Below are 24,283 nucleotides of genomic sequence, written 5' to 3'. Positions count from 1 at the left end.
TGAAGCTCCCTCACCGCGATGGATCCAGGGCACCACCAGGTGCCCACTCATTAAGACTGAAAATCACGGCGTCCGCATTGCGATAGACAGTTTTGAAGTTTGGTGAGGCAGACAGGACATCCTTGATGTGGTCGAAGGTTCCTTCTGGGACAACGCCTTGCGTCTCCGCGTAAGCCTCCTGGCTTCGGGTCAGGATCACAAACCCGGCACGCCATCTGGCATCGCTCAGCCACCGATACAAAGCGCCAGCCGGGTCGCGTGCAATCTCCTCACGCGCTTGTGGGGATTCGTTTGCAATCGGCACGTAGACGAAATTCTCGTAGTTTGCGAATTGTGACGGATAGTTGCGTGCACCTTCGATCAACAGTGTCCCCGCAGGCGCGTGATCGTAGAGCCAGGCGGCGGCATCTATCTCATTTTGCCGGAAGCGGTACTGCATGTCCTTGCCGTTATTGGAGATCACGAAGCCGATGATCAGGCTGCTGCCAATCAAGGTGACAACAAGCGGCGTCCAGGCCCTGCGCCCATGGAGCTCGGCTGGAAAGACACTGGCGGCGCCCAGGAATGCGAGCGTCGGTAGCATGAAAAGATAGACGCGAAACACCGCTTCGCCGCCATAGGACGTCATGACGAAAATTGGCAGCGGTGCAGCCAGCATTACCAATAACAGCAGATCGATATGCCCTGCACGCCACCGGCGGATAAGGCCAAGGATCCCAAGTAGCATCACACCAACCGTAAGCGCACGAGCGACGATCGACACGATGACCTGATCACGGCTGAGGTCGCGCAGATCGGCCATCTTGTCGGTTGCATTGACGAAGGCTGCACCAAAGCTTTCCAGTTCGCCCGCAAGGGATTGCGAGACGAAGGGTGCTGCAAAATACAGATCCCATAGCACGATAACGACGGCTGCAAAGGCCGCAAAGCCGAAATCAATCCTGCGCAAGAGCGCAAGTCCCGTCAGCGTGGCTGCCAGGACAATTGGCGTAAGCTGGTGGCTGACTGCCAGAAGAACAATTATGGCAAGGAGCAGCGAAGCTGCCGCAACGGCGGAGCCGCGCCTGCTTGGAAACTCAGGATTGGGGGCTACTCGCGACAGAAACTTTGGCGGCCAGGCCAAAGGTGGATGCGGCTCCAGCGGAAACCGTGCATTGTTCTGCGCCAATGGGCCAGCGCACAGCAACATCGCGACCAGATAGAGCAAGTATGTTACAGCCTGTGGCGCAAAATAATCCTGTCCGATCCAGTTGCCGGCCAGAAACACAAACTGGGCTAGGAATATCAGTCGACGGTCCTGCGTGAATCTCAAGAACAAGGCATGCAAGACAATCTGATAAGCCATCGCAAATACAGGCGGCGCATAGGCAGCCACAGCAGCGATCTCCAGCGGCTCCAAGGAGAATTGCTGCGCAAGCCACGCCCACGCCACGAAAAATCCGGGCCAGTTGTGATAGGCGGACAGATAGGCAATATCACGCTCCAGCCCGCCGTGGCGCATGATGTAGTCAATGATGCCTACATGCTTCCAGGCCCAGGAATAGCGCAAGGTGCCATAGGCATAGGCGGGGACGAGGTGGAGGGCTGCGACAAGCGCAAAGAGAAATAGCCAAGGCAACACGGTCTGGTGAAGCCTTCCCGTGAGGGATGTCGAAAAGCCGATGACGAGGAGCGCCAGACCGAGCCAGGAGCGCCATCCCATAATGGACACAATACCAAGATCGCCGAGCGCCTCCGGATCCATACGCAGCATCCCTGCCGCGCAAAACGTGCAGCCCGCCAGCAGCAGGCCAGACAAAAGCAGATAACCGCTTTGGGTCCTGCTTGATACTGATACTGGAACATTGTCGGTGCTGTGCAGGGTCATCCTGTCCCCCTAGATCCCGTTCCGCTTGAAGCCGCCGAGTACCCAATCGACGTTTGCCATGCGCCAAATTGGGTTCTGGCGGTACCTTTCCGACTTGCTCAGGTTGGAATGCAGGTGCCGTAGCCAGGCCAGTGTCGCCATCACCAAAGCCGGCTCATTCGTGGAAGATGCATCTTGATCGGGACGGAAAGCAAAGGCAGGTCCCTGGCCCCAAAGAAGTTCTGCCGTGGCATGCCCCAATTCAGTTCCGCGACGTTCGCTTTCGGCAGTCAGGGCAAGGTGCCAGGCATCCAGACAAGGAGGACCGTCGCTTGCAGCACCGTCCCAGTCGATGATGCCGGCGACACTCGCCGCTGCACCCCGTTCTGGACCGCCTGTATAGAATAGGTTGCCGAGGCTGAAGTCGCCGTGATGCCAGCCTAGGGCCACGTTGCGCCCCGACCAGTACCGATACTGAAGCTCCCGAATGCGCTCGATTGCGCGATCGGCTTTTCTGGCCGCCGAGCGCGTTCGCTCAAGAGCGGCAATCTTCGCAAGTGGCTCGTCTATCCAAACCTGGAGCCACTCCGTTGTAACGAAGACGTCGCGCGCGTTGCTGGCGTGGATGGCTGCCATGGCCGCGCATGATTTCGACATGAGGGCATGTTTGTCGAGGCAGTCCTTGTAAAACGACCGCCCATTCGTTCCGGGCATTGATCGCTGAAGGATGAACCGATCGCCTTCGCCATCTACATCAGAAAGTATCTCAGGAAGCAGGCGAAGCTCAGGGCGACCCTTCAGGTCGTCACGCAAAGAACCCACCACGGCAACGTGACGGTCAAGAGCCACGCGACCTCTTTCTGTCGTGGCCCGCTTCAAAAAGGTAGAGGAGACGCCATCTGCACCGGCCACCATCAAGGTCTGGCAGTCATTGTCGAATGTTACCAAACGCCTTGCCGTCAGGCTGGCGGGCTCCTGTTTCAAGACCTTCGCGGTCGCCTTCGCTTCAACGTGGTGAAGGGGTACCACCGGCCCAAGCTCCCTGCGACGCAAAGCCTCAAGCAGGCGACCTGCCGACGAAGCAGAGAGCAGGAGAACCTCTCTCACCCCTCGGGGGTTGATCAGGGACTCTGCGGCGCAGATCGCGATGAACACGCTCAGGTGGGATGCAAGCCACGCAAATCCGATCCCAATCACGCCATAGAATGGGACAAGAAGCTTGGCAGCAGCGAAAAAAACGCTCACCGTCGATATCTGTACAATGGCAATCCGCCCGGTTTTCCCGGCAGATCTCGCCAGCGCGATGTATATCGTTGTCACCCCCCAGGGGATCGCCGACAGGACCAGGAGGCGCAGCAATGCGACGTTGTCGCCTGTGTAGCTTTCGCCAAATACAAGAAGCACGTAAGGCGCCAGAACAGCGATCGCTGATGCCGATACCAATAGAAGGCCTGCGACTATCGTGATCGACCGAGCGGCGAGAGGCTTGCGCAAACCGGGATCGGCCGCCGCCTCCGCCATCATCGAGATTCCAAACGAGCGAGACACCAGGTAGATCGAATAGGTGATGGCCCAAGCGATGGCGTAACCCGCTGCCGCAATCGGTCCTGCCAATTGCAAGACGAGGATTGGCGCCATGCCAAGACCGACCATCATCGCAATCGTTGCCAGATAGTCCCAGCTCATCATCCCGGCAATCTCTCTCACCCTCAATTGCTGTGTGGCGACAGAGTTGGCCATGTCAGGCACAAAGCGTGCCGCAATCAGCAGGTTGACCAGCGGGATCAAAAGCAGCGTCGGCAATATCCAGGCGAGGAATGGCCCCAACTGAGCCCATTGAGTTCCAATGAAAGCGGCAAGCAGAAGGATCTTGGCTGCAGAGAAAAAGCCGTTTTCCACCGGCACCCAGACCGACTGCCGCAGCCCGGACAAAACGCTGTCCTGGAGGTTGAAGATCGTCCAGACGACGGTGCAGAGCGTGAACCCAACAGCCATCCAGAATGAGGACAATTCCTTCGTGAGCTCGGGCGAGACCCATCGCGAGGCAAAGATAAAGAGACCTGCAAAAATTGCACCTGATCCCGTCGCCACCAGATAGGATATCCAGATGATCCGACCTGCCCTGCGGCCGGTTCCCGCCAAAGTCCGGTTCAAAAAATTGCCCAGGTTCAACTGCGCCAGATTGGCGAGAGTGATCATGGTGCTGATCATTACCGCGTTGAGACCGAGCACCTCCGCGGGATAGAGGCGGGCGGCAACCACCCAGTAGCCAACTCCCAAGATGGATGACAGAGCCGCGCTGAGTACGAGAGCTAGGCCATTGCGCGTCAAGGAATCGGTGAGAAGACTGCGAGGGCCGCTTGCCCACGGGCGGGAAAAAACCGATCTGGGATAAGGCCAATCGACTCTAGCCATCATCCAGCCTCTTCCAGATGCGAATATAGTCGATCAGGAAGTCGGCGGGAAACGACGTGGAGGCCTCTGGGTCCCCAGGCCATTCCCCGCCGACAGCGAGATTGAGTAGGACATACATTGGCTCGTGGGAAATGTGCTCCTTGACCGAGTAGCGCCACTTCTCCTGCCCATCAAAGTACCAGATTATGACGTCCGGCCGCCAATCCACGGCAAAGACGTGGAAGTCTTTGCTCATATCAGGCACGATTGCCTCACTGCCCGGATTCTGGCTCTCGCCATCGTCGTCGCGGTAGTGGGTATGCATTTCCAGCGTCTTGGGCGCATGTCCTAGCACTTCCATCACGTCGATCTCGGGCTTGGATTCGTGAGTGCTCGGGAGCAGCCAGAAAGCTGACCAGAGGCCTTTGCCCGCCGGAACCTTGGCGCGAATTTCAAAATAGCCATAGGTCGTCGCGAAGCGGTCCGGTTTACCCCGCTCTTCGTAGTTGCGCCCACTCGTTACCATGCCGCTCGTGTAGTCGTAGATCCTGCCTTTGTGACCCGGGACGGATTGGCGCTTTGCACGCAAGACGAGGGTACCATCGGAAACAAGGACGTTGTTCGGCACGTACCACTGCAGCTCACTGTTGCCCAGGTTCGTGCAGCCGTTGTTGTCCCACCAGTAGCAGCGGGTCCATTTGTATGGCTCCAAAGGGGTGTCGAACTCGTCGGAGAAGACAAGTTTCCACTTCCCCGACAACCCGTAAGGTCTGTGCGCGGCAGCCTCGCCAACATGGACCAACAAAGCCGCCGCACCAGCAAGCAGCGACAGTGACATGCGCCTCATAACCACATCTCTAGCCATCGTTCATACCAAGCATTTTCTTGGCAGCGGTACGAAGGGCAGCATCGACCTTGCTGACAGGAAGCCGTTCATGACGCAGTTCGCGATAGTCGACACCGACCGCTCCAAACTTCTCCTTGAAATCGGCCAACGACTTTGATTGACCCGTCTCACCCATTTGGTACGTGGCGCACCCGCGCAGGCATGCTTCTTCGATTGCCGCGGCATGCAGCAGGTAGTTGGCAGCGGTTGGTGCGGCGAGCCCCTTGTCCATGGCGCCGCGCGTATAGTGGGCATTGCGACCGAAAAGAACCAGGATGGCGGCAACCGGACGACCCTCAAGGCGAGCCAGGAATATCTTCATCTGTGGCCCGAGAGCCTCGGACATCGCCATGAACTTCATCAAGGGGTCGCGCCATCTTCCGCGCAGACGGGCAATGAAAGCAGGCTCACTCTGTTGCGCAGCCCATCGATTGAAGGAAGCGGTCAAAAGCGCATGGAATTCGCCAATCAGCTCAGGTTCATGCCCACAGATCAATTCCAGTCCTGCAGCCTGCGCGGTCCTTAAGTGCCGTCGCGCATTGGATGAGAACCGCTTGGCCCGGATGGTCTCAAAATCCTCCGTAAGCCTCAAAACATGGGCGCGCCTGGGAAGAGAGAGCCATCCTCTCCCTTCCATCACTTGCCAGGCCGTCAGGCACAGTGGGTTCGGCCTGATGGAAATCTGTAGGGCTTCAGAGCGCTCCAGGTCAGTGCCGACGAGTTCGTAATGAGCGGCCGTCAAGGGCCGGTCCGACAAGAGCCCGCCAAATCCCCAGGCGGCAGGTGGGGAAGAAAGTCCACGGAAGGCTCCGGCAAGGCCTGTTCGGGAAAACAGCGGCAAGATCGCCTTGCTCCCGTCGCCAAACCTGTAAAGCCTGCTTCTATCGACGTATGCACTAGCGAATGTGACTGCTGCCATCCAATCCGGTCCTTGGGTTGGTAGTGCGAGCGGATCGCGATGCCAGGTCTCGTTCCATTGAGCACGAGGCGCTGGAGAAACGACGTCAATCAAGCTCAGGCCGCGGCTCGCCGCGCTTTGGCGCTCAACCAGAGGCTGTGTAAAAATCGGATGCGGTGCCGCTTCCATTCCGGGGCTCCGATAGCTCGGCTTTCATCATGAAATGCCTGTGCGGCACATGAAAAGAAATTTTTCCGCCGCCGTCAACCGAAGAAGATATTACTTGCATATTTTCTTATACTGCGATACTGTATCTTTCTCGCCCTTAGAAGAATTTCTTTTCTTGAGGTTCGCCTTCATGCGCGCGTTTTTACTTGTGGCGAGCATTTTATACATCTGCGGCACGACTCATTGTAATGCCGATCCAGATCTCGATCTATCCGGGGTGCCGGACCCCAAGCTCCGGCAGGCAATCCAAAATAGTTTTAGTAGCGCCCCTCCGCATTTTGTCTCTGCATATGCTGGAGAAGACCAACAGCGGGAGGTTCTTCGCCTTACGCAGTTGATGCAGGCCTTTGGTTATCCCGATGCTTTCATCACGAGGCATCGCGGAACAAGCGGGCTGCTCCTGTCACCAGTTTCCGGTCACGTCTACAACCTCGGATATGTCGCCATTGAAGGCATCCTGCCCTCCCATCCTCCAGAGTTGCGGGCGAAAATTAAGCTCCAATCCGAGCGCTATGTAGGACAGGTTGCACGCTCAGATACCGTCTTCGACATTGGCCGCAAGATCGTTCGGGTTCTTGAAGAGAGCGGTTACCCGGCACCCAAAATCGAAGAGGCTGAATTACGTAAGCATCCCCTGGCCCATCTGGTCGGACTTCATGTTTCGATCGACGCGGGCAAACAAGCCCGGTTCGGAGATTTGATCTTCAGCGAGGCTGTCGCCGGGGATGAGTTCGGTCCTTCGGATCGGTTCAGTCGACAGAACTACCACCCGGCGGTGATCGAGGCGCTACGTCAAGAGATCATGCGATCCGGCAGATATGATCGTGTGTCTCTCTCGGTCCACCCCCGTTCGAACGACCCGATGATCGTCGATATTCATGCGAAAGTTAAGCGCATAAGCAAGAGCGAAGAAGATCTCGCCGCTCACGGCCGGGTCGGTTTTGGGATACTCGCCGCCTGTTGCGTTATGCTTGCCATTCGAGAAACTTATGTTCCGGTGTTGCGTGGAAGCCGACATAGTTTGTCCGTAGCAGCTGATGCGGTGATCGTATTGGCACTGCTGCTCGGCGCAGCTTTTGCCATGGGCCGTATAATCTTTATGATTAGTTGAAGGCTTCCTCGCCCAGCTCGCCTTATTCTGTTTCACCATCCGGCGAAGACTCTGGTTCCTCCGGATTTGCACGAGAGAGGCGGCCGACGATTATGCTATCCGTTGGACTGGTGCGCGCCATCATGGCATCCCTGATCAACGCATCTAGTCTCTGGCGGACATGGTCTTGATGACGACGTGCGTCTTCCACCCTGCCTAGCCCTTCGGCGAGTGTGGCCGGATTGTTCGAACGTGACATTGCAAGCGCGGCGTCGAGTTCCTTCGATGCACAGGCCCACTCTTCCATCAAGGAGGACCAGCTCTCGACAATGTCAGGTTCGTCTGCGGCCACGCGTGACTCCAATTTCACGAGTCATTAGAGGCTCGAACTATGTCATCATTGGACCCGTGTTTGAAGGTTTGCTTTCCGATAGCAACACTTGTTTTTGAAGCGATCCACCTCAGCGAAGGCAAATGTCATCCGTAGTTCACAGCCGTCATAGCAAGGCAGACAACATCTCGGCAGTCTGGGGAGCGAACGGGCCCGAAGCGCAAACCTTTTCCACTCCTCGGCTGCGGCAATAGGACATCATCGCTCTAATTGTGGGCTTCCAGCCGACTGTATCAACTTCGAGATAGCCAGCATCAGCCAGCTTCGAACGGAGGAGGTCAAAATAGAGATCGGGAACATCGGCCCGCAGATCCTTGAAGAACCGATGCCGTAGGGAGAGGGGCAGATCATCGAGCTTGCGCGCCAGGTCGTCGGGGTTGCGCAACCGGCCCATGGCCGAACTCAGCAAAAGCTCATGGTAGAGACGCAATGACACGCCAAGCGAAGGCAGAAGCGGCTTTAGCAACGACGCGGCCTTCGCCTTATCGGTTCGCACGAGTTGCCCATATCCATCCCTCAGCCCACTGCGATAGACTTCGACAAGCCGTAGACGGGCAACGATGCTGCCAGACTCGGCCATATCCTGTAGGCGGCGCAGACCAGCTTGGACGTCTTTTCGAACTCCCGTACCGCGAAGATATGCGTTGGCAACAGCGACACCCGCTTCATCGATCCCACTCTTTGCCAGTCCTTCCAGTTGTTCAATCCCTGCCTTCGCCGTTTGCGCTTGAGCCAGTTGCGCCTTTGCCAGGGCAAGCTGGCCAAACGGATCGCCAGCGTCCGCGGCGGCGCGATAATAGGCAAATGCCTTCTTCAACTGACGGCGTCCGAAGTAGCCATTATAGTAGAAATCTCCCAACCGAAGCATTGCATCAGTGCGGCCAGCACTTGCGGCTTCGGTCCATGCTGCAATTGCCCCATCAACCTCAATCTTCGGAGTACCAGTCTTCAGCTTCAGGTCTCCCTCTGTTACCAAGGCTGATATGCGCCCGGCGGCCTTGGCGGCTTTAAGTCGCGAAATCGCCGCGGCCGCATCCGGGTCCATACCCTCACCATAAGCTTGAAAGATCGCAAGCTCTTGCGACGCAGTGCGACTGCCGGCAGCCTCTGCGCGCTTGAAGGCGGTCACGGCCTGTTGGGCGTCATAACTGACCACCTCACCTCGGCGATAGTAGTAGCCGATCTTCAGCATTGCCTCGACACTTCCACGATCAGCAGCAATACCCAAGCTTGCAAGAGCTTGCGTCCAATCAGGTTCGTCGCCATATGATCCGGCCTGAACATCGGCGAGGAAGAGGAGTGCGGAGATCTGTCCTTCAGCAGCCATGTCCTGAAGACGGGCCAGAGCATCGGTCTTCTTCAATCCTGTCTCGGCAAACTTGTACGGCAATATGCTCAAGGCGAGCCTCGCCTCGTCGCTTCCAGCCTGTTCGGCCCGACGAATATAGAACAGACCTTTCTCCAGATCGCGCTGAACTGCCTTCCCCTCGATGTACATCTGCCCCAGCCGCATGTAGCTCCTTGCGAAGCCGTCTTGTTCGGAGGGAAGGTCAGACTGCGCCATCGCTCCGTTCAGCCAAAATAGAACCGCAGTCCAAAAAATGGCCGCTGCGAAGATCCTGTTGCCGCATGGCCTCCGGTGGGAAGCCTGGTTACGGGATTGTTCAAAGACCATCGGGTATGTCTCCCGGCGTGGGCAGCCCTGCCGCCTGCAAGTAGTAACGTGCAGCCTTGGCGCCATCCACTGACACTCCAGTCCCATCGCGGTAGAGATCTCCGAGCCTGAGGTATGCCGCGGAAATCCCTGCCGCACCTGCCCGTTCGAAAGCCTCTACGGGAGTGATAAGGTCGTCGGGCCGATCTGCACCGATCTTCAACAACGCATCTCCCAGAGACACGAATGCTGACGCATCGCTCTTGGCTATCGCCAGCATCAGTGCCGCACCGCGTGCCGGGTCACGGTGCCTGAGCTCTCCTGCAATGAAGATCTCACCCGCCCTTAGCGCTGCATCCCTGCTTCCCTTCTGCGCCGCACTCAGATAGCTCCGCAACGCAGCACCCTCGTCAGGCGCTGCCACGCCCGCGATACCTGTTCGGGTCAGGTCGGCAAAAAGAACAATGGCTTCAGTCAGTCCACTTGCTGCAATCTTTTGGACGTCCTCGAATGCCGCCCTCGCCTCGTCCTGCGTTCCGGTTTCGCGAATGACCAATGCGTCCGCTTTCAGACGTGCAACAACATCTTCGTTATGTGCAGCAATTTTGTAGTATTCGAGCGCCTTGTCTGGATCGCGAGCAACCAGGTCTCCCCACGAGTATATGTCCCCCAGAAGCGCTGTGGCACGCAGATCGCCCATCTTGTGAGCCTGCTCATAGGCGGCAACGGCGGCCTTAGAGTCGGTCAGATGGGCGGGACCGAAGGCGAAAAGATCGCCCAGAGAGTAGGCAGCGGGTGCATAACCCTCAGCGGCCATTGCCCGCAACATCGAAATTCCGGCCTCAGGTCTGGCTGCTGTCCCTTCACCGTGGATCTGCATCAAAGCCGTACGCAACTCGGCCGAACGGCTTCCCTGTCGAGCGGCGGCGCGGTACAACTCGTAAGCGCGCTGGAGATTGAAGCTTTCGCCCGATTGCTCGCGGTTCGAGTAGAAGTCAGCAAGCGCGACCTTTCCTTCCGCTCCAGCAGTTCTTCCGAGCGTCTCGAGTCGTGCCACACCCCGCGCTCGATCGGCAGCGACACCATCGCCAGCCACCAGCATTCGTGCCGCGCGGACAGCAGCATGAGTGTCACCCTTGCTGCCGGCCTCTTCGAACAGGCGGTAGGCATTCTCCGCGTCACGGGGAACTAACTCGCCGCGATCGTAAAGGGTCGCTAAACGGGAAAGGCCAATTGGCTCGCCTGCGTCCACCGCTTGCTGCCAAGACGAGACCGCTGCATCAGGGTCGGCGGAGCCCAAATCCCCGGATGCGTACAGATCGCCCAACAGCAACATTGCGGTGGCCACTCCGGCGTCTGCCGCAAGCTTGAGCTCAACATGCGCTGCCTGCCGATCGATCGCGGTCCCCTCTCCGCGCAACATCATCTCGGCTAGCCGCCAACGTGCACTCTGGTAACCAAGATCGCGGGCTTGTGAAAAATAGGAGAAGGCTGCACGCAGATCTTTCGGAACAACCTTGCCCTCTCGGTAGAGTTCGCCCAGGCGAACAAGCGCCTCCGGATCTCCCAGGCCTCCAGCGACTTGGTAGGCAGAAACCGCACGCGGCCCATCGGGCTGCGTTTCCCGGGCGCCCTCGACGAGTTTTGCGGGATCGACAACCGCGACCGAAAGAGCATCATCGGACACGCGTCGAACCTCATCCAGAAACTGCTCTACATCCCGCGCTTTGTTGGGTGGCACGCGGCCATTGCGGTATAGGTCTCCGAGCTGGCGATAGGCCTGTGCAATCGGAGGGATCTCGTCGTGAGGCCCTCGCATGACTGTTTCGGATGCATTGCCGCAACTGCCCCAGACGGCCAGCGCAAGGAGGAGATAAAGGCTGCGTTCAACGCTATGGGTGAGACCCGACATCTGTTAGCTCCTTAGCATGCAACGCCCATCGATCGCTTTGCAAAGACCTGCCTCGCGCGCCGCACTTGGCGCCAACCAAACACTGCCGGCCGACAGGCAGCCGGTGCGACAGGCAGTCCACTTCCAGCAAGAATGCGTGCGATCGTAGCCGGCGCCATGGACTGCTCCATGATGACCCGGGACAGCTGGAATGGATCTTCCCGGCTGGAACTGAGTGCGTTACGGACGCCGCACGCGGCCAGGAACCCTGCCTCTGAAACCATCTGCCTTGTGGCGCGAGTGGAATAACCGTGCGGGTACGCGAAGCTGCGAACCGGCCGACCAATCGCGTCTTCGATTGCCTCGCGTGACTCGACGATCTCCCGTCGTGCCTTATGGCGCTCCACCAGGTCGAGTTGCGGATGGCTGACGCTATGTGCACCGATTTCGATCCCCGCATTGGCCAACGTGCAAATCTGAGGCCAGGTAAGCATCGGCCGATCGCCTTGCCCAAGATGGGCCAGCCACCGGGCCATGCCTCCCACATAACCAGAGGTGACGTAGAGACTTGCCGGAAAACCGAAACGTGAAAGGATCGGCATGGCATTCAACAGAAAATCGGCCAGGCCATCATCAAAGGTGATGATTACGCATTTCGGCGGCACTGTGCTTCCAGACGCTATCGCCGCGGCAAGGGTCTCAACCGTTATCGGCTGGTACCCTTCGTCTCGTATCAAGGCGAGATGGCTCTCGAAACAGGCGGGTGTCACGACCCAGCGGCTGTAGGCCTTGGGGCGATGGCTATCAATACTGTGATACAAGAGGATCGGGATAGTGGTGGGGTCAGTCATGGATCTCGACCCCAAGTTTGGTGTTTTCTGCGATCCCGCCTCGACGCTGTGACGGGTTGGCGGTCAAGCTTCTGCGACTGTTGAGATATGCGAGAGGACCGAAGAGGATGCCGAACCGCTCAAGCCAGATAAAGGAAACTGGATAGTCGGGCGGAAGCCTTGAAAGCTTTGCGGAACCTGAACCCATCAGGTGAGCGACGGCGGCAGGCAGACCCATGAGGAGCTGCCAGATCAAGCTTGGCCTTCTTGAGATGACGGACGTAAGATAGGCGCCCAACCCGACCCCATAGTTGAAGGCTTGCCGTTGCATGCCTGTCTCGTCACGTCGGTGTTCGTGCCAGGTGATGGCTGCCGGTTCGTAAACGATTGCCTGACCAGCAAGGATCGTCAAAGCAAAGCCGTTGAGGTCGTCTCCACCTCGCGACTTTGTCCCCGCACCAAGCGCGGGGTCGAAATCGCCGATCTTTTTCAGTGCTTGACGCCTGAATGCCATGGCCGCTCCCGAGCCGAACTGACCCGCGGTGAGAGGATAAAGGGCACCCGCGCCGCTTGGCTTCGATTTCATGTCGAAACGGCGCCGGTAAAACCCCTTGCCAAAGCCGCCATGGCGCTCCGTCCAGTACTGGGCGCGGGTCTCAAGCTCCATCGGCAGTATCAGTCCCGTCACGCAGCCAACATCGTCTCCTCCAGCCTCAAAAGCCGAGACGATCGCTGCCAGCCAACCACTATCGCAGATGACGTCATCATCAGTGAATGCGAGAACCTCATGGCGAGCAACCGCCGCACCTGTATTGTGTGCCTGCGCCAACCCGGGACGAGGCTCGCACACATAGCGAACGCGACCGCTGAACCGCTCATTGATCAGTCGACTCGTGGTGTCGTCCGACGGCGCGTTGTCGACCACGATCACTTCTAAGCTAGGGTAGTTCTGCGCCATCAAGCTGTTCAGGCAACGGCTGAGTTGAACAGGACGATTCCGCGTCGCCACGATCACGCTCACAGGAACGGGCTGAAGGGGATATGGCGGCTCCTCAACGACATCGCGTTCGATACGTGCACTCAAGAGCTGCCGCAACGTCTGCGTATCATGAAGTGGTCGAATGGTCGGTAGTTCCACCGTGGCCACCGGCCGCCCTCTGCTTTTTGTCAGAATAAAGGTGCCCCCGAGTTCACGGAATTCGACGTTCTTCGCGAGCAAGCGCCCATCCACCGGTTCGTCAAGATCGACCTCAACGATCTGCATCGGCTGGAAAAACCTTGCCGAACTGCTTTGGGCACGCCGCAGAAACCGGAAATCCACATAACCGAGCGCCGTCTGGACAAGACCTGCCACGATGGCTGCAGCGCGAGACAAGCCGGCGACGTCGCCTCGAACCGCATTGGCCAACCCGATGAAAAACCCGCTTGAAAGGGTGTGCCATACATAGTGTCGCTCGCTAGAGAGACCTTGGGCGTTACCATTCCTTGCGGCAACGATCGCTTTGGAGCGGCCCTCGGCGAGACAGCGTCGCAGAAAATAACCAGGTTTGGCGCGCATAGCGGAGACGTGATGGCACACGTGTATCCGGGGGTCATAGATGATGTGCCAATCGGGAAAGACTTGTGCTGCACGAATGCAGAAATCCGTTTCCTCGCATCCAAACGCGTTGGCTCCGTCGCGCCCAAGCCCTTCCCGAAATCCGCCCAGCAGCGCTAGAATCTCGCGCCGGAAGGACATGTTGCATCCTATCAGGTTTCTGACCGCCACTGCCTTAGCAGGCAGTCCGCGATATGAGCATCCGACGACCCAGTTGAACTCTTCGGGAAACCACTTGGGCTGAGCCCCCTGCCAGTCAGGCTTTACATATCCTCCGGCGCCCATCACACACGGGTTTCTGTAGTGTTTCGCCAATCGCGCCAGCCAGTCAGGTTTAGCCTCGGCGTCGTCGTCGAGGTAGGCGACCACATCGCAGCGCGCTGCCTCCCAGCCAGTGTTTCGAGCCCCTGACAGCCCTTTCTTGTGCGCATTGGGAATAATTTGGACCTGCGGGAACTGCCGGCTCAGCCTTTCCGCCAATGGTGGATTATGGTCGCTCACGAGGATGATTTCGTCAGGCATGAGCGTCTGTGACAGGATCGATTGAACAGCCCTACCAGCCAGGTCAAATCGTTCGTCGGAATGTACACAGACCACAACGCAGAAGGATACTTGCTCTTGCATGGCAGACACTAGAATTTTAGCGGGGATTGGATCGTTTGGACGGGAACCGTTTGCGGCCGTCTCTCAAGGCCCGGCAGCGCCACCTGGTTTCCACCTCCCCCGAATGCAAACTTGGTGATTGTTCGAAGCACTCTCAGCCCATCCGTAAAAGCGTTCAGATTGCTCGCCCCATGGATACGCCTGTATTCCATAGAGGGGACCTCATGTATGCTCAGCTTTCCAACCAAGGCTCGCAGGTTCATGCTGGTCTCGATTTCGAAGCCTTCGGCGTCGTCCGACACCAGTACCGGCCAGACATCCTTCCAGAACGCGTTGTAGCCGTAGCAGAGGTCGGTGAAGCGAGAGCCAAATCGCCATTTTACCAGCGTCACGAAGCCCCAATTGCCAAGCCTACGATGCCATTCCATGTCGCTGGTACCGCCGCCCTGCATGAAGCGCGACCCCTTCACAAAATCAGCGCCGGCAAGAAGTGCACCGACAAAAACGGGGATTTCCGCCGGATCAGCTGACCCATCTGCATCAAGCGTGATGATGATGCTGCCTGTTGCCGACTCGATTCCGGTGCGCAGCGCACGGCCTTTGCCCTTGCGCGCTTCGTTGATGATCTTGATAGATGGCATGAGCTCTTTAGCGACATCCGCCGTTCCATCCTGGGAGTTTCCGTCGACAAGGATCACTTCGGAAACCCATGAAGGTATTCGAGGCAACACATGCGGCAGGTTCATGGCCTCGTTGAGCGTGGGGATGATCACCGAAATTCCAGGCGAGGCCGTATCCCAAGTCGGCTTGTCCAAACGAACATCCTCGCTCACCCTTGACCCGTGCGGCATGTCGCTCCTCCTTACGGTGGCTATGTTGCGTGCGGTTTTGACCCTGTCGGGATTCTCAAGCTGCTGATGTGGACAGCACTACCAACTAAAGCGCCACGCCCTGGCTTGAGCCATGGCAGCTATCGTAGAGGCTCTGCGAAGGGCTACCGCGACGGTTGTTCCACAGCTTTTGTCAAAACTACTCCGCTTCAGCTTCATCTGAAACGGCGCAACGTCAGGTCTATGTCGGTCCAAGGTCAGGCCATGTTTGCCCGACCTTGGTCAGGGAAAGTTGGGAAATGGATTGATCGATCAGTCGAGGCCTCCCGCAATGCTCCCGCACATGCCAGCCGTCAGCACTCTGTTGCCTGAGCGTGCTGATCTGCACTGAGAGCTGACCCGGGATCACGGAATATTGTTCTATCGATAGTGGACCCATGTTAGAACCGCTCCTCGCGTCCTCGAAGCGGGGGCTCTCGAGTGATCATCCTGGAGTTATCGAGCGTTATTCGACGCTGGCATTCCGCGACCAATTCAGCAAATTCATCCTACGGCGACACAGTTATTGACGACAGAAGAGGCTGCGCTTCATCTCACGGATGCTTGGGAACCGCTGACTCCCTATCTGGGCGGCGGCTAAAGTCCCAGACAATGCACCGCCAGCAGTGACCGGAGCGTTAGGACAGGCGACGGAAAGGGGCTGGCCTCCTTACTCCTGCGGAGCAGGCGAGGTACGTGTTTCCTCCAGCCAATGACATAATGACGCGATATTAAAACTAGCCCATTCACTACTAAGCGCGGCCACGAAGAGCCGGTCATTGTGATGGAGATGCGTCTGTAGGTTGTCCCGCAATGCGTCAGCGCAGTCATCATATTTCACGAACCAGACTGTGCCCTGAGCTGGAAAAGCACCGAGGCTCAGCAGCTTTCTTCGAAGCGAAGTGTAGTTACTGCCTAAGCGGTCAAGATCTACGGTGACAACGTAAACAGCCATGGAACCTCTGATTGACTACAAATTGAGACGTTACTCACTTGCTTACTCATGCTTCCGGTATATCACTCCGCGAATTCTAGGTGCTGAAAGCTGGCCTCGCTGACACCGTGCTTGCGGGCCAGATCGCCCGCCTTCGCGCCCGCCTCGTGCTCACGCAGAACCGCGATGATCTGCTCTCCGTAAACCGCTTCCGTTTCATCTGTCCGTCCTTCAAATCGAGGCGGACACCCCAAGCGGAGGAAAAAATCAGGGGCAGCTCAATGCCGCTCAGCCGAGCTGGAGGATCAGGCTTAAGCCCCACCAGATCCACCATCCACCGCCAATTAGCAATGTCCATGAAGCTAAGTTTAGTATAATAATGATGGATAATCTATGTCGGCGGAGCCAGTCGGCCGCTTCGGGTGGATATCCGTTTCGAACGAGCATCTTAAAAAGTCGTTCTAAGGTTTGACATTCATTGACCATCGTAGGTTCAGGCGCTCTGTAATCCGACACGTAGAGTAGCAACCCGCGCGCACTCTAACATCCGCCCAAGGTCGGGTACCTCCTGCAGGCGTTGTCAATAAATCTACTATCTGAACTGCACCCCGTTTCGACCAGACAGTCGGCATAACCAGGTGACGTCCGCCGCAGGCGGTGATCCACCGTGCAGAAGCTGACGATCATTGGGCAGAGTTTCGAACCCGGCGACGCGGGATGTTCCATCGTCGCCATGTCGTTACGACCATTCTGCTTTATCGGTGGCGAGGAATGGATTGATAGTGAGTGGCACGACGGCAATCCATCTCAACTTAACTGGCCGAAGCGGCGACTTTGGGCGATGAGCGACGCAGGCAGGTTGAGGATTGAGCAGACATTAGGCACACCTACTTCAATACGCAGAGTAGACGGTATGATCGTGGTTCGATGTTGGAGGTTCGATAGGTGATCATGCGTCAACCCCCTGGCGCACGGGATGCGAGACCGGGTTCTGCGGTCCTGATCTCGCATCCCGTCCCTTGGCGAATGACATTGGCTAGCTGCAAAAAACAGGTTCCGCCAGATGGAGGATCTGAACCCGGGAGACTGCGATCGGGACATCGGCCACGCGACGCATCTCGCCTGCAGATGCCAGAGCCTGCTTCGAGCGCATTGCCAGACCGCGGGTTTGCTGTAGTGAGGGTCCTGCTCGAATGGGGCCTAGGTGAGGCTATCGAAGCTGCGAGATTCGCCCATCCTCTTTATTGCCATTGAGACTGATCCCGCGTGGCCTGATATTTCCGTTGAGAATGGATCTATGCTCCAACCTTCCGTCGCGTACTTTTGCTCTGATCCCTGAGAATCGGAAGGCGTTCGTTCTGAAGCAAGGCTTGGATGGAATTCCGGTGGCGGAGAATTGTCGTCGGGTGGGTATCCGCAAAGCGACATACTGTTCGACACGTCGACCTATCACTGCAAGTCCCGCCGTGCTGGCATCTGAGAGAAGCACTGCGCGTTGCCACCGTCAGCTGTCTTTCATAGCGGGGTCTACTGGAACACAGGTTCGCAATCTCCCATCGTCAACGAACAAAGCTAGGCTTCGTAATAAGACATATACTTCTCATGGAATTGCTCCGGCGTGCCAGGATCGGCATAGCGGTGCAGCTGAGCCATGTCCGTCTTGTTCAAGACCAGCCCGATCACCTTGGAGGCGACCTGGGGCTCCGACGCCAGAACGTTCTGTACTGTCTTCGCTGGTGTTACGCCCCATTGGGTGACAAAGATGAAGCCATCCACCTGCGGCTCTAACGCTTTTGCGTCTATCACCGGGACAAGAGGCGCCAGATCAACAACGATTACCTCGAACTTCTCCCGGAGATTGTCCAGCAGGCGCGTCATTCCCACCGAAGACAACAGTTCGCTCGTGTGTGCGAGCTTGGTGAATTTGCCTGCTACCGGCAGTATGGCGAGTTTGGAACGGCGGTCTACGCGCACCGCCTGCGTCCAATCAACTTGCTGTAGCGCCACCTCAACCAGCCCAAGTTGCGGTTCAACCGACAGCATCCTGCTGAGCCCCGGATTTCTGAGATCAGCATCGAGGACGAGGGTGCGTACCCCGCTTGCAGAAAGAAGGCCCGCGAAATTAGCGGCCACCGTTGACTTGCCCTCACCCGGCAGGCAGGAGACCACCCCGATAACCCTCGGCTTCTTCCCCTGCAGAACGACATCACAAGCCAGCCGCGTATTCCTCAGCGTCTCAGCAAAGCTGGAGCGTGGGGCATCGACTGCAAAACGCATCATCTGGCGAAAATCAATTGACTGAGCCTGCTCGGCTTCCTGCCGCTCCTCGGCAGTCGTGACATCAACGGCCAGCTTTCTGGCCGTAATGTGCGGCAGATAGCCGAGAAAGCGGACGCCAAGCTTTGCCTGCACGTCATCGCCAGTCCTGAGATATCGCTCGCGCATTTCCAGAAAGCCGGCGACCGCTCCGCCTGCCATCAGGCCGAGCACGAGAGAGAGCGCCATCGTGAGGGTCTTCTTGGGACTGGAGGGTGCAGTGGGCGTACCGGCCTCGGAGATAACCCTCGCCTTCGCGATCGGGAAGGACTGCTGCTGGGACGCCTGCTCAAACCGCGCAAGGTAGGACTGGTAGAGCGTCTTCAGCGCGGCCGCCTTCTGCTCGAGCTCCGCCAGTTGGACCATGGAGACATTGGCCCTCGAATTAGTGCCGGCAACCCTTGCGATGCTTTCTTGCAGTGACTTCTCGCGCGAACTCGCCACCTCGAATTCGTTGCGAAAGCTGCCGGTCAATTGCTGCAGTTCCCGGTATATCTGCTGGGACAGCTCTTCTTTCTCTGCCTTCAGTGCCACCGCCTGCCGATGTTCCGGACCAAATTGTGCGACGATCGCCTGCTCTCGCTCACTGGCAAGAAGGTAGCGCTTCCTGAGATCCTGGAGGATGGAGTTGTCGGTCTCGCGCGTGGATACGACGGCATTGTTGACGGCCGTCTCCGGCCCCTCGTCGATGATGGCCTTGTACTGCTGGTAGCGCGCAGACGCTTCCGCCGCGTCCGCCTGCGCGACGATAAGTTGACTGTTGAGGTCCGCCAGTTGTTGCGTCGAAAGCAATTCCCCGCGCGGGGAGACCAGGCCGTTGTCAATTTTGTAGCGTTCGACGGCTAGTGACGCTTCCTGCGACCGCGCATTGAGATCATTCAGCCTTTCCTGCAACCAGACTGAGGCCCTCTCGCTGGCGTCGAAGTTGGCGTTCAGTTGCTCCTCAATGTAAGCCTCGGCATAGGTCTTGGCGATCCGTGCGGATAGCTGCGGGTCAGGCGAGGCAACGGCAAGCGCGATGACCGAACTGCGACTGACCCTGTTGACGTTCAGTGACTGCTGAAGAATGGCGGCCGCCTTTTCGCGACGTCCACTGCGTGCATCTACTTCGGATGCAGGCGGTTTGGCGGGCGTGAGCACGAAGATCACGCTCTTCACCGTCATCTTGAGGAAATCGACGGGAGATTGCGGTGGATCGGTGATGAGCTCATTGTCGGCGAGCTCGGCATCGTCGACGACGCGGAGCGCCAGGGCCTTTGACTTGAGGATCTCAACGGCACTCGACATCCGGTTGTCGATCTGCTGTGCACTCTGGACATCCTCCTGCTCTTCGGCAAACCGCGAAAGATTGTCGTCGATGAGGATCTGGGTCATCGCTGTATAGGTCGGCTGCGCGGCAAAGAGATAGATCCCGGCGAGCACCATCGATGCGATGACGCACGCGATGATAACCCCGAGCCGCCGCACCACGGCCGCCCAGAGCTTGTCTAGGTCAATGAAGCTGTCGCGTTCCGCTTCGTCATTCCTGAACATCGACCGTGATCGGAAACTCATCTGGTCCATGTCGGCCACCTCGAGAGTTCATGCTGGTCACCGCAGGATACGGCACCTGTTGCATTGGGCTCGGGGCAATCCCTCTTGAGCCCGGGTTATGGTTCTGCCGCGGCGGCCCTGGATCAAGCCGCCACGGGAGCTCTGAGCCTATCCCGGCTGACGGAGTCGCCGTTTCCGGGCGGCCGTCCGTCGCGACAATGCCGGTGAGCGGTCAAGAAGACGCTGAAGACGCACTGCAATAGGCATGCGCAGGTGGCGCAGTGCTGCCGGGTGGGCGACGGCGGCGCTGATGATGCCAGCCGGTGACCGGGTCTTGATCGCCTGGACCAGCACGAGAAACGCCCGCGCCTCCATCAGGCTGGACGTACGGCGATACTGAGCCGCAAGAGCGCTTCCCTTCAACGCATACCGCTCGAGAAATGCCTGGTCGGCTGCGAGCATGGCTTCGATGTGGTGAAGCTCCAGCACGCGTGAAATGGAACCTTGCATCAGGTGGTAAAGGTAGCCCGCGGAAGGCTCGACAGCACAACGGCCTCCCCTCGCGAGCGCCGAGACCACCATGACGTAGTCCTCACCGATCCTGAGGCTTTCGTCGAAACGAAGATCATGTTGCAGGACAAAGTCGCGCAGAAAGATCGGCTTCATATAGCCGAAGTTGAAGGTGTCGCGGAAAATCACATTCGAATCGATGTAATCGGTAAGCGTGATCTCCTTGCGCAGCGAGAGGTTGGCGCTGTCGAACATGCGGTAGTGTTGACCATCCCCCAGGGGCACGACCTCAAGATTGTCGACCACGAGATCAGCTCCGCTTTCCGCCGCGCGGGCGATCATTACGGCCGAGCGTTCCGGCAGCACGGAGTCGTCGGCGTCAACAACGGCAATCCATTTGCCGGTTGCCATAGCGATGCCGGTGTTGCGCGCCCTGCCCGGCCCGCCATTCCTTGATTGCCGGATCACTCGAACACGGCGATCATCGAATGCGTGGGCAGCCGCGCTCGTTCCGTCGCTGGAGCAATCGTCGATCACTATGACCTCGACATCAACCGACTCTTGAGAAAGCGCGCTCTCTATCGCGCGCGGCAGTGTCTGTTCCGCATTGTAAGCAGCTATGACAAACGTAACGTCCGGTTGTTGCGACGCATCGCTCATGTTGGCTCCATCAGTCCGTATTGACGAATTTCGCGAATCCCTAGCAGACCGGTGAGGGCACCGGCATGAAGGAGCGCGCGCAAGATGAATTGATTTCGGCGAACCGGCGCCGGCGCCGTCAAAAGCGCCGCCAGCGTGCAATAGACGAACTTGCTGAGCGCAAGCCCCACTTGCGACATCCGCCCAATCCCCTCCTGCTTTTCCGAAAGGATGCGCCCATGCGTCTGGCCCGACCGGAACCGACGCGTGCACAGCCAGGAAAAACTGGCCCTTTTCGCAGGGACCGGCTCACACAGGAGCGCTGCCGGCGCAAAGGCAATCCGCCCGCCTTCCTCGGTCATCGCAGAAAAGAACTGCGTGTCTTCACCACCACTTTGACCCAGACGCAAGTCGAACCGGCGACCAGCAATATGGGGAGAGTGCATGTCGAGGATGACATTGCAGGTATAGCCCGTCTTGATTACGCCACGGACCCAGACGGGCATAGTGGAGTGGAGATTGCCACGTCGCATCCATCCCGGCGCATCATCATCATAGATGGCCCTGACAGGGCCCAGGACCGCATCGGCACCCGTCGTGCTGATCATGTGGAAGAGTTCCTGCAGCCAGGCAGACGATGCCACCTCGTCGTCGTCGATGAAGGCGAGGTAGTCAGCCTCGCTGACGTTCAAGCAGGTGTTGCGCGCAATCGATATATTGGATTTCGGGCAATGGACATATTCGATCTCGAAGGGTGATCGTCCCCGCATCTCATGCACCAGCTCATGAGCAGTGGGTTCCGCATCATTGTCGGCCACTATGAGCCGCACGTCGAGATCCGCCGGAAGCCTCAAGGCGAAAAGCGAGGCCAGCGTCTCCCGCAATGCCGGTCGGCGAAATGTGCACACAGCGATATCCACTGAACCACGGGACTTGGCAATTCTCACTGCGCCGTCCTCCTGTGTTGAAGTCGCAGCAGTTCCGCCCAGAAGCCGGCCGACCAGGCGAAGTGCATGATCATCGCAGAGACCGCCGCTACCGGTCCGTACGGGTTCTTCTGCGATACTGCGATCCAGAACCCATAGGTGACGCAAAGGCTACCCCACAGGATGAAGGGGGCCGCCGCAACCCAGTGCAGGAATGCCAGCAGCGCACCCACGAAGACAGGGACGACGGCCAGTGGAAGTGCCTGGCGAAGCTTGGGGAGCATGCGGTGCTTCAGCATGTTCCTCGCCCTCCCCCGGCCATAGCCGTAATACTGGCGATAAAGAGACCAGGCGGTGGAGCGCGGATAATAGGTCATCAGGGTCTCACTCGTCATCCAGATACTGAAGCCGGCGGCCCGCAGGCGATGGTCGAGTTCTGCATCCTCGTTGTGGCTGAAGCTCTCGTCATACCCACCGACTGTGCGGAAGGCAGAGATTTGCATCAATGCATGATGGCCGTGATCGACCCATTGGCCTTTGCCGCCGTCACGGTGTTTCGAGCCGCCATTCCCGAGCTTAGAATTCTGGGCAACTGCTGTTGCCTTCTGGAAAAGGCCAAAGCCAACGGTCTTCATGCTCACGACGACGGAATGGGCTTTCCTGGCGACGGCTTCTTTCAGCAGAACTCGGCAATAGTCTGGTGGATAGTCACCATGGGCATCGATCCGGATGAGAAACTCACATCCATCGCCAAACTGCTTGACCGCAAGGTTGATGCCGCAGGCCTGAAGGCGCCTGGGATTGTCGACGAGCCGGATATCTGTCCGCTGCGCGGCCAGTTCTTCGACGATCTCGCGGGTTCTGTCGGTGCTGCCGCCGTCGGCGACAACGATTGTCATACGCTGCTCGTCCAGTCCTTCGACGAGTTGGCGCAATAGCCGTTCGATATTCTTCTCCTCGTTGAGGCAGGGGATCACGATCAGTGCAGCCTTTCTATCTCGATCAACTCCGGTCATCATGACTTGCCTCCGGGTTGTAGATGAGAGGGAGAAGGAAAGGACGGCGCCATTGCCGGGATCGCTCCCGAAAGAGCCGACAAGCGCTGAACCAGGGCGCGGCATTCCTCGGGTTCCGTGACCCAGCATGCCGGATCGACTGTTGCCATCGCCTCGCCGAGCCCGCGATAGCGCGCTGCATCCATCCGGTGGAACACGCTGGCCAGTTCGCCAGTGGTCACCGTGTCCAGAGTCACACCGATCGACCTCCGCCTGAGGAAGCGGCCTGTTTCGGTCGATGCCAGTGCCACTGGAACCACGCCATGCAACGACGCCTCGTACAAGCGGTTCGGGAGCAGCCATTGGGAGTTGAGGCCTTCTTCGAAGAAGTCGATCGCCCAAGCGAAGTGGACATCCGAGTAGATATCCGCCAGGTCTTCCGGATTGCGATATGGTCCGCCGAACTCCACATGCGACGCCCGCCCGACCTGGCCCTCGAAGTCGTCGAACTCGCCATAGGCCGGCCGACCGCGAAGGACGATCTCGACCCGTCCTTCCATGCGCGCGGCGAGATCGATCAGGATCTGCAGCGATTTTCGGCATCGGAGCGCGCCGAACCACCCTATTTTCCAGGGCTGACCCGCAGGCGGAGCGGATGGGCACGATTGCCTCTCTTCGAAATGGCTATGGAAATCGAGGACCTTGTTCTCCAGCAGGAGCGTTGGCAGATCCAGCCGTGATCGCCGATCGAAGTAGTTCTCGATGAACGCCGGCGAGCTTGTAAGGAGCAGGCTGGCCTTCCGGCCGAAGTGTCCTTCGGCGAGCCGCAGGAGGCGTCCCTTGCTGCCCTCGTCGAGAAGCAGCCGATGGATGTCCAGGCATTCGTAAGCAACCGGAACGTCGCCGCCGAAGAGACGTGACGCGGGATCGGCAAGGGCGAGCATCTCGAGGTTTCGCGCTACGATCACGTCAGGCCTGCGTACCGCGGCCAGCTTCCGCCGCAGCGCAACCGAAGCTGCGAGGACGGCAGCGACCCGTTGCACCAGGTGAGCGTCCGCCGTGTGGCCGAGAACGATGACCGGCACTTCCACGTCGTCAGCGAGAACATTCCCGGCGCGCTGGAAGCCCGCCACTGTAACGCGAGCTCCACCAGCCTTCAGCATCAGTACCCGGCGTCGCACCGCAGCGTCGCTCAGGTCATGTGCGAGATACAGAACCTCTGTCATGTCCGTCTGTTTCCGTTGCTCTCGTAT

General features: G+C 58.3%; 16 protein-coding genes and 1 pseudogene. 1 reads left to right on the top strand and 16 read right to left on the bottom strand.

Annotation, left to right across the window (positions count from 1 at the left end; all coding sequences use genetic code 11):
- Nucleotides 1–10 precede the first annotated feature (10 nt).
- From ACEPP2_RS19840 to ACEPP2_RS19825, 4 genes are all read right to left on the bottom strand, one after another.
- Nucleotides 11–1,867 carry a hypothetical protein gene (locus tag ACEPP2_RS19840; protein ID WP_395517710.1) on the bottom strand — a complete coding sequence of 619 codons (1,857 nt, stop codon included), beginning with the start codon at nt 1,865–1,867 and terminating at the stop codon, nt 11–13.
- Nucleotides 1,868–1,876: 9 nt separating this feature from the next.
- Entirely contained in the window at nt 1,877–4,108 is a 2,232-nt protein-coding gene (locus ACEPP2_RS19835; RefSeq protein WP_395517709.1) for a phosphotransferase, read from the bottom strand.
- Nucleotides 4,109–4,253: 145 nt separating this feature from the next.
- Nucleotides 4,254–5,078, bottom strand: a complete 825-nt coding sequence (locus tag ACEPP2_RS19830; protein WP_395517708.1) for a glycoside hydrolase family 16 protein — start codon at nt 5,076–5,078, stop codon at nt 4,254–4,256.
- 19 nt (nt 5,079–5,097) lie between these two features.
- A complete protein-coding gene (locus tag ACEPP2_RS19825) occupies nt 5,098–6,213 on the bottom strand; it encodes a GNAT family N-acetyltransferase (protein ID WP_395517707.1) in 1,116 nt (371 codons plus the stop codon).
- A gap of 49 nt (nt 6,214–6,262) precedes the next feature.
- On the opposite strand from ACEPP2_RS19825, the gene ACEPP2_RS19820 reads away from it, so the two are divergent.
- Nucleotides 6,263–7,363 carry a BamA/TamA family outer membrane protein gene (locus ACEPP2_RS19820; RefSeq protein ID WP_395517706.1) on the top strand — a complete coding sequence of 367 codons (1,101 nt, stop codon included), beginning with the start codon at nt 6,263–6,265 and terminating at the stop codon, nt 7,361–7,363.
- 22 nt (nt 7,364–7,385) lie between these two features.
- On the opposite strand, the gene ACEPP2_RS19815 is transcribed toward ACEPP2_RS19820, so the two are convergent.
- The 12 genes and pseudogenes from ACEPP2_RS19815 to ACEPP2_RS19760 all read right to left on the bottom strand — a co-directional run bounded on the left by ACEPP2_RS19815 (nt 7,386) and on the right by ACEPP2_RS19760 (nt 24,256).
- A complete protein-coding gene (locus ACEPP2_RS19815) occupies nt 7,386–7,694 on the bottom strand; it encodes a hypothetical protein (protein WP_395517705.1) in 309 nt (102 codons plus the stop codon).
- Nucleotides 7,695–7,839: 145 nt separating this feature from the next.
- Nucleotides 7,840–9,408 (bottom strand): tetratricopeptide repeat protein, encoded by a 1,569-nt coding sequence (locus ACEPP2_RS19810; protein WP_395517704.1) that lies wholly within the window; start codon nt 9,406–9,408, stop codon nt 7,840–7,842.
- Complete coding sequence (locus ACEPP2_RS19805; RefSeq protein ID WP_395517703.1) at nt 9,398–11,299, bottom strand: SEL1-like repeat protein; 1,902 nt, start codon at nt 11,297–11,299, stop codon at nt 9,398–9,400. Before ACEPP2_RS19805 ends, ACEPP2_RS19810 begins: the two co-directional genes overlap by 11 nt.
- An 11-nt stretch (nt 11,300–11,310) precedes the next feature.
- Nucleotides 11,311–12,129 carry a polysaccharide deacetylase family protein gene (locus tag ACEPP2_RS19800; protein ID WP_395517702.1) on the bottom strand — a complete coding sequence of 273 codons (819 nt, stop codon included), beginning with the start codon at nt 12,127–12,129 and terminating at the stop codon, nt 11,311–11,313.
- Nucleotides 12,122–14,329 (bottom strand): glycosyltransferase, encoded by a 2,208-nt coding sequence (locus ACEPP2_RS19795; RefSeq protein WP_395517701.1) that lies wholly within the window; start codon nt 14,327–14,329, stop codon nt 12,122–12,124. The genes ACEPP2_RS19800 and ACEPP2_RS19795 overlap by 8 nt, the downstream gene beginning before the upstream one ends.
- A gap of 8 nt (nt 14,330–14,337) precedes the next feature.
- Nucleotides 14,338–15,123, bottom strand: coding sequence for a glycosyltransferase family 2 protein (locus ACEPP2_RS19790; RefSeq protein ID WP_395517700.1), 786 nt, complete (start codon nt 15,121–15,123; stop codon nt 14,338–14,340).
- A 1,098-nt stretch (nt 15,124–16,221) separates the two neighbouring features.
- Nucleotides 16,222–16,331, bottom strand: a pseudogene (locus ACEPP2_RS19785) (transposase); the annotation flags it as partial.
- 1,352 nt (nt 16,332–17,683) lie between these two features.
- Nucleotides 17,684–19,990, bottom strand: a complete 2,307-nt coding sequence (locus tag ACEPP2_RS19780; RefSeq protein WP_395517699.1) for a Wzz/FepE/Etk N-terminal domain-containing protein — start codon at nt 19,988–19,990, stop codon at nt 17,684–17,686.
- Nucleotides 19,991–20,128: 138 nt separating this feature from the next.
- Nucleotides 20,129–21,130: a glycosyltransferase family 2 protein gene (locus ACEPP2_RS19775; RefSeq protein WP_395517698.1), complete on the bottom strand. Its 1,002-nt coding sequence runs from the start codon at nt 21,128–21,130 to the stop codon at nt 20,129–20,131.
- A complete protein-coding gene (locus tag ACEPP2_RS19770) occupies nt 21,127–22,017 on the bottom strand; it encodes a glycosyltransferase family 2 protein (RefSeq protein WP_395517697.1) in 891 nt (296 codons plus the stop codon). Before ACEPP2_RS19770 ends, ACEPP2_RS19775 begins: the two co-directional genes overlap by 4 nt.
- 35 nt (nt 22,018–22,052) lie before the next feature.
- A complete protein-coding gene (locus ACEPP2_RS19765) occupies nt 22,053–23,051 on the bottom strand; it encodes a glycosyltransferase family 2 protein (protein WP_395517716.1) in 999 nt (332 codons plus the stop codon).
- Nucleotides 23,051–24,256, bottom strand: a complete 1,206-nt coding sequence (locus tag ACEPP2_RS19760) for a glycosyltransferase family protein (protein ID WP_395517696.1) — start codon at nt 24,254–24,256, stop codon at nt 23,051–23,053. Before ACEPP2_RS19760 ends, ACEPP2_RS19765 begins: the two co-directional genes overlap by 1 nt.
- Nucleotides 24,257–24,283 lie beyond the last annotated feature (27 nt).

This window comes from Pseudorhizobium flavum (assembly GCF_044142885.1).
GTDB classification, from domain to species: domain Bacteria; phylum Pseudomonadota; class Alphaproteobacteria; order Rhizobiales; family Rhizobiaceae; genus Neorhizobium; species Neorhizobium flavum.
Note: the sequence above shows the minus strand (reverse complement) of the source record. Positions and strands in the feature narration are given on the sequence as shown.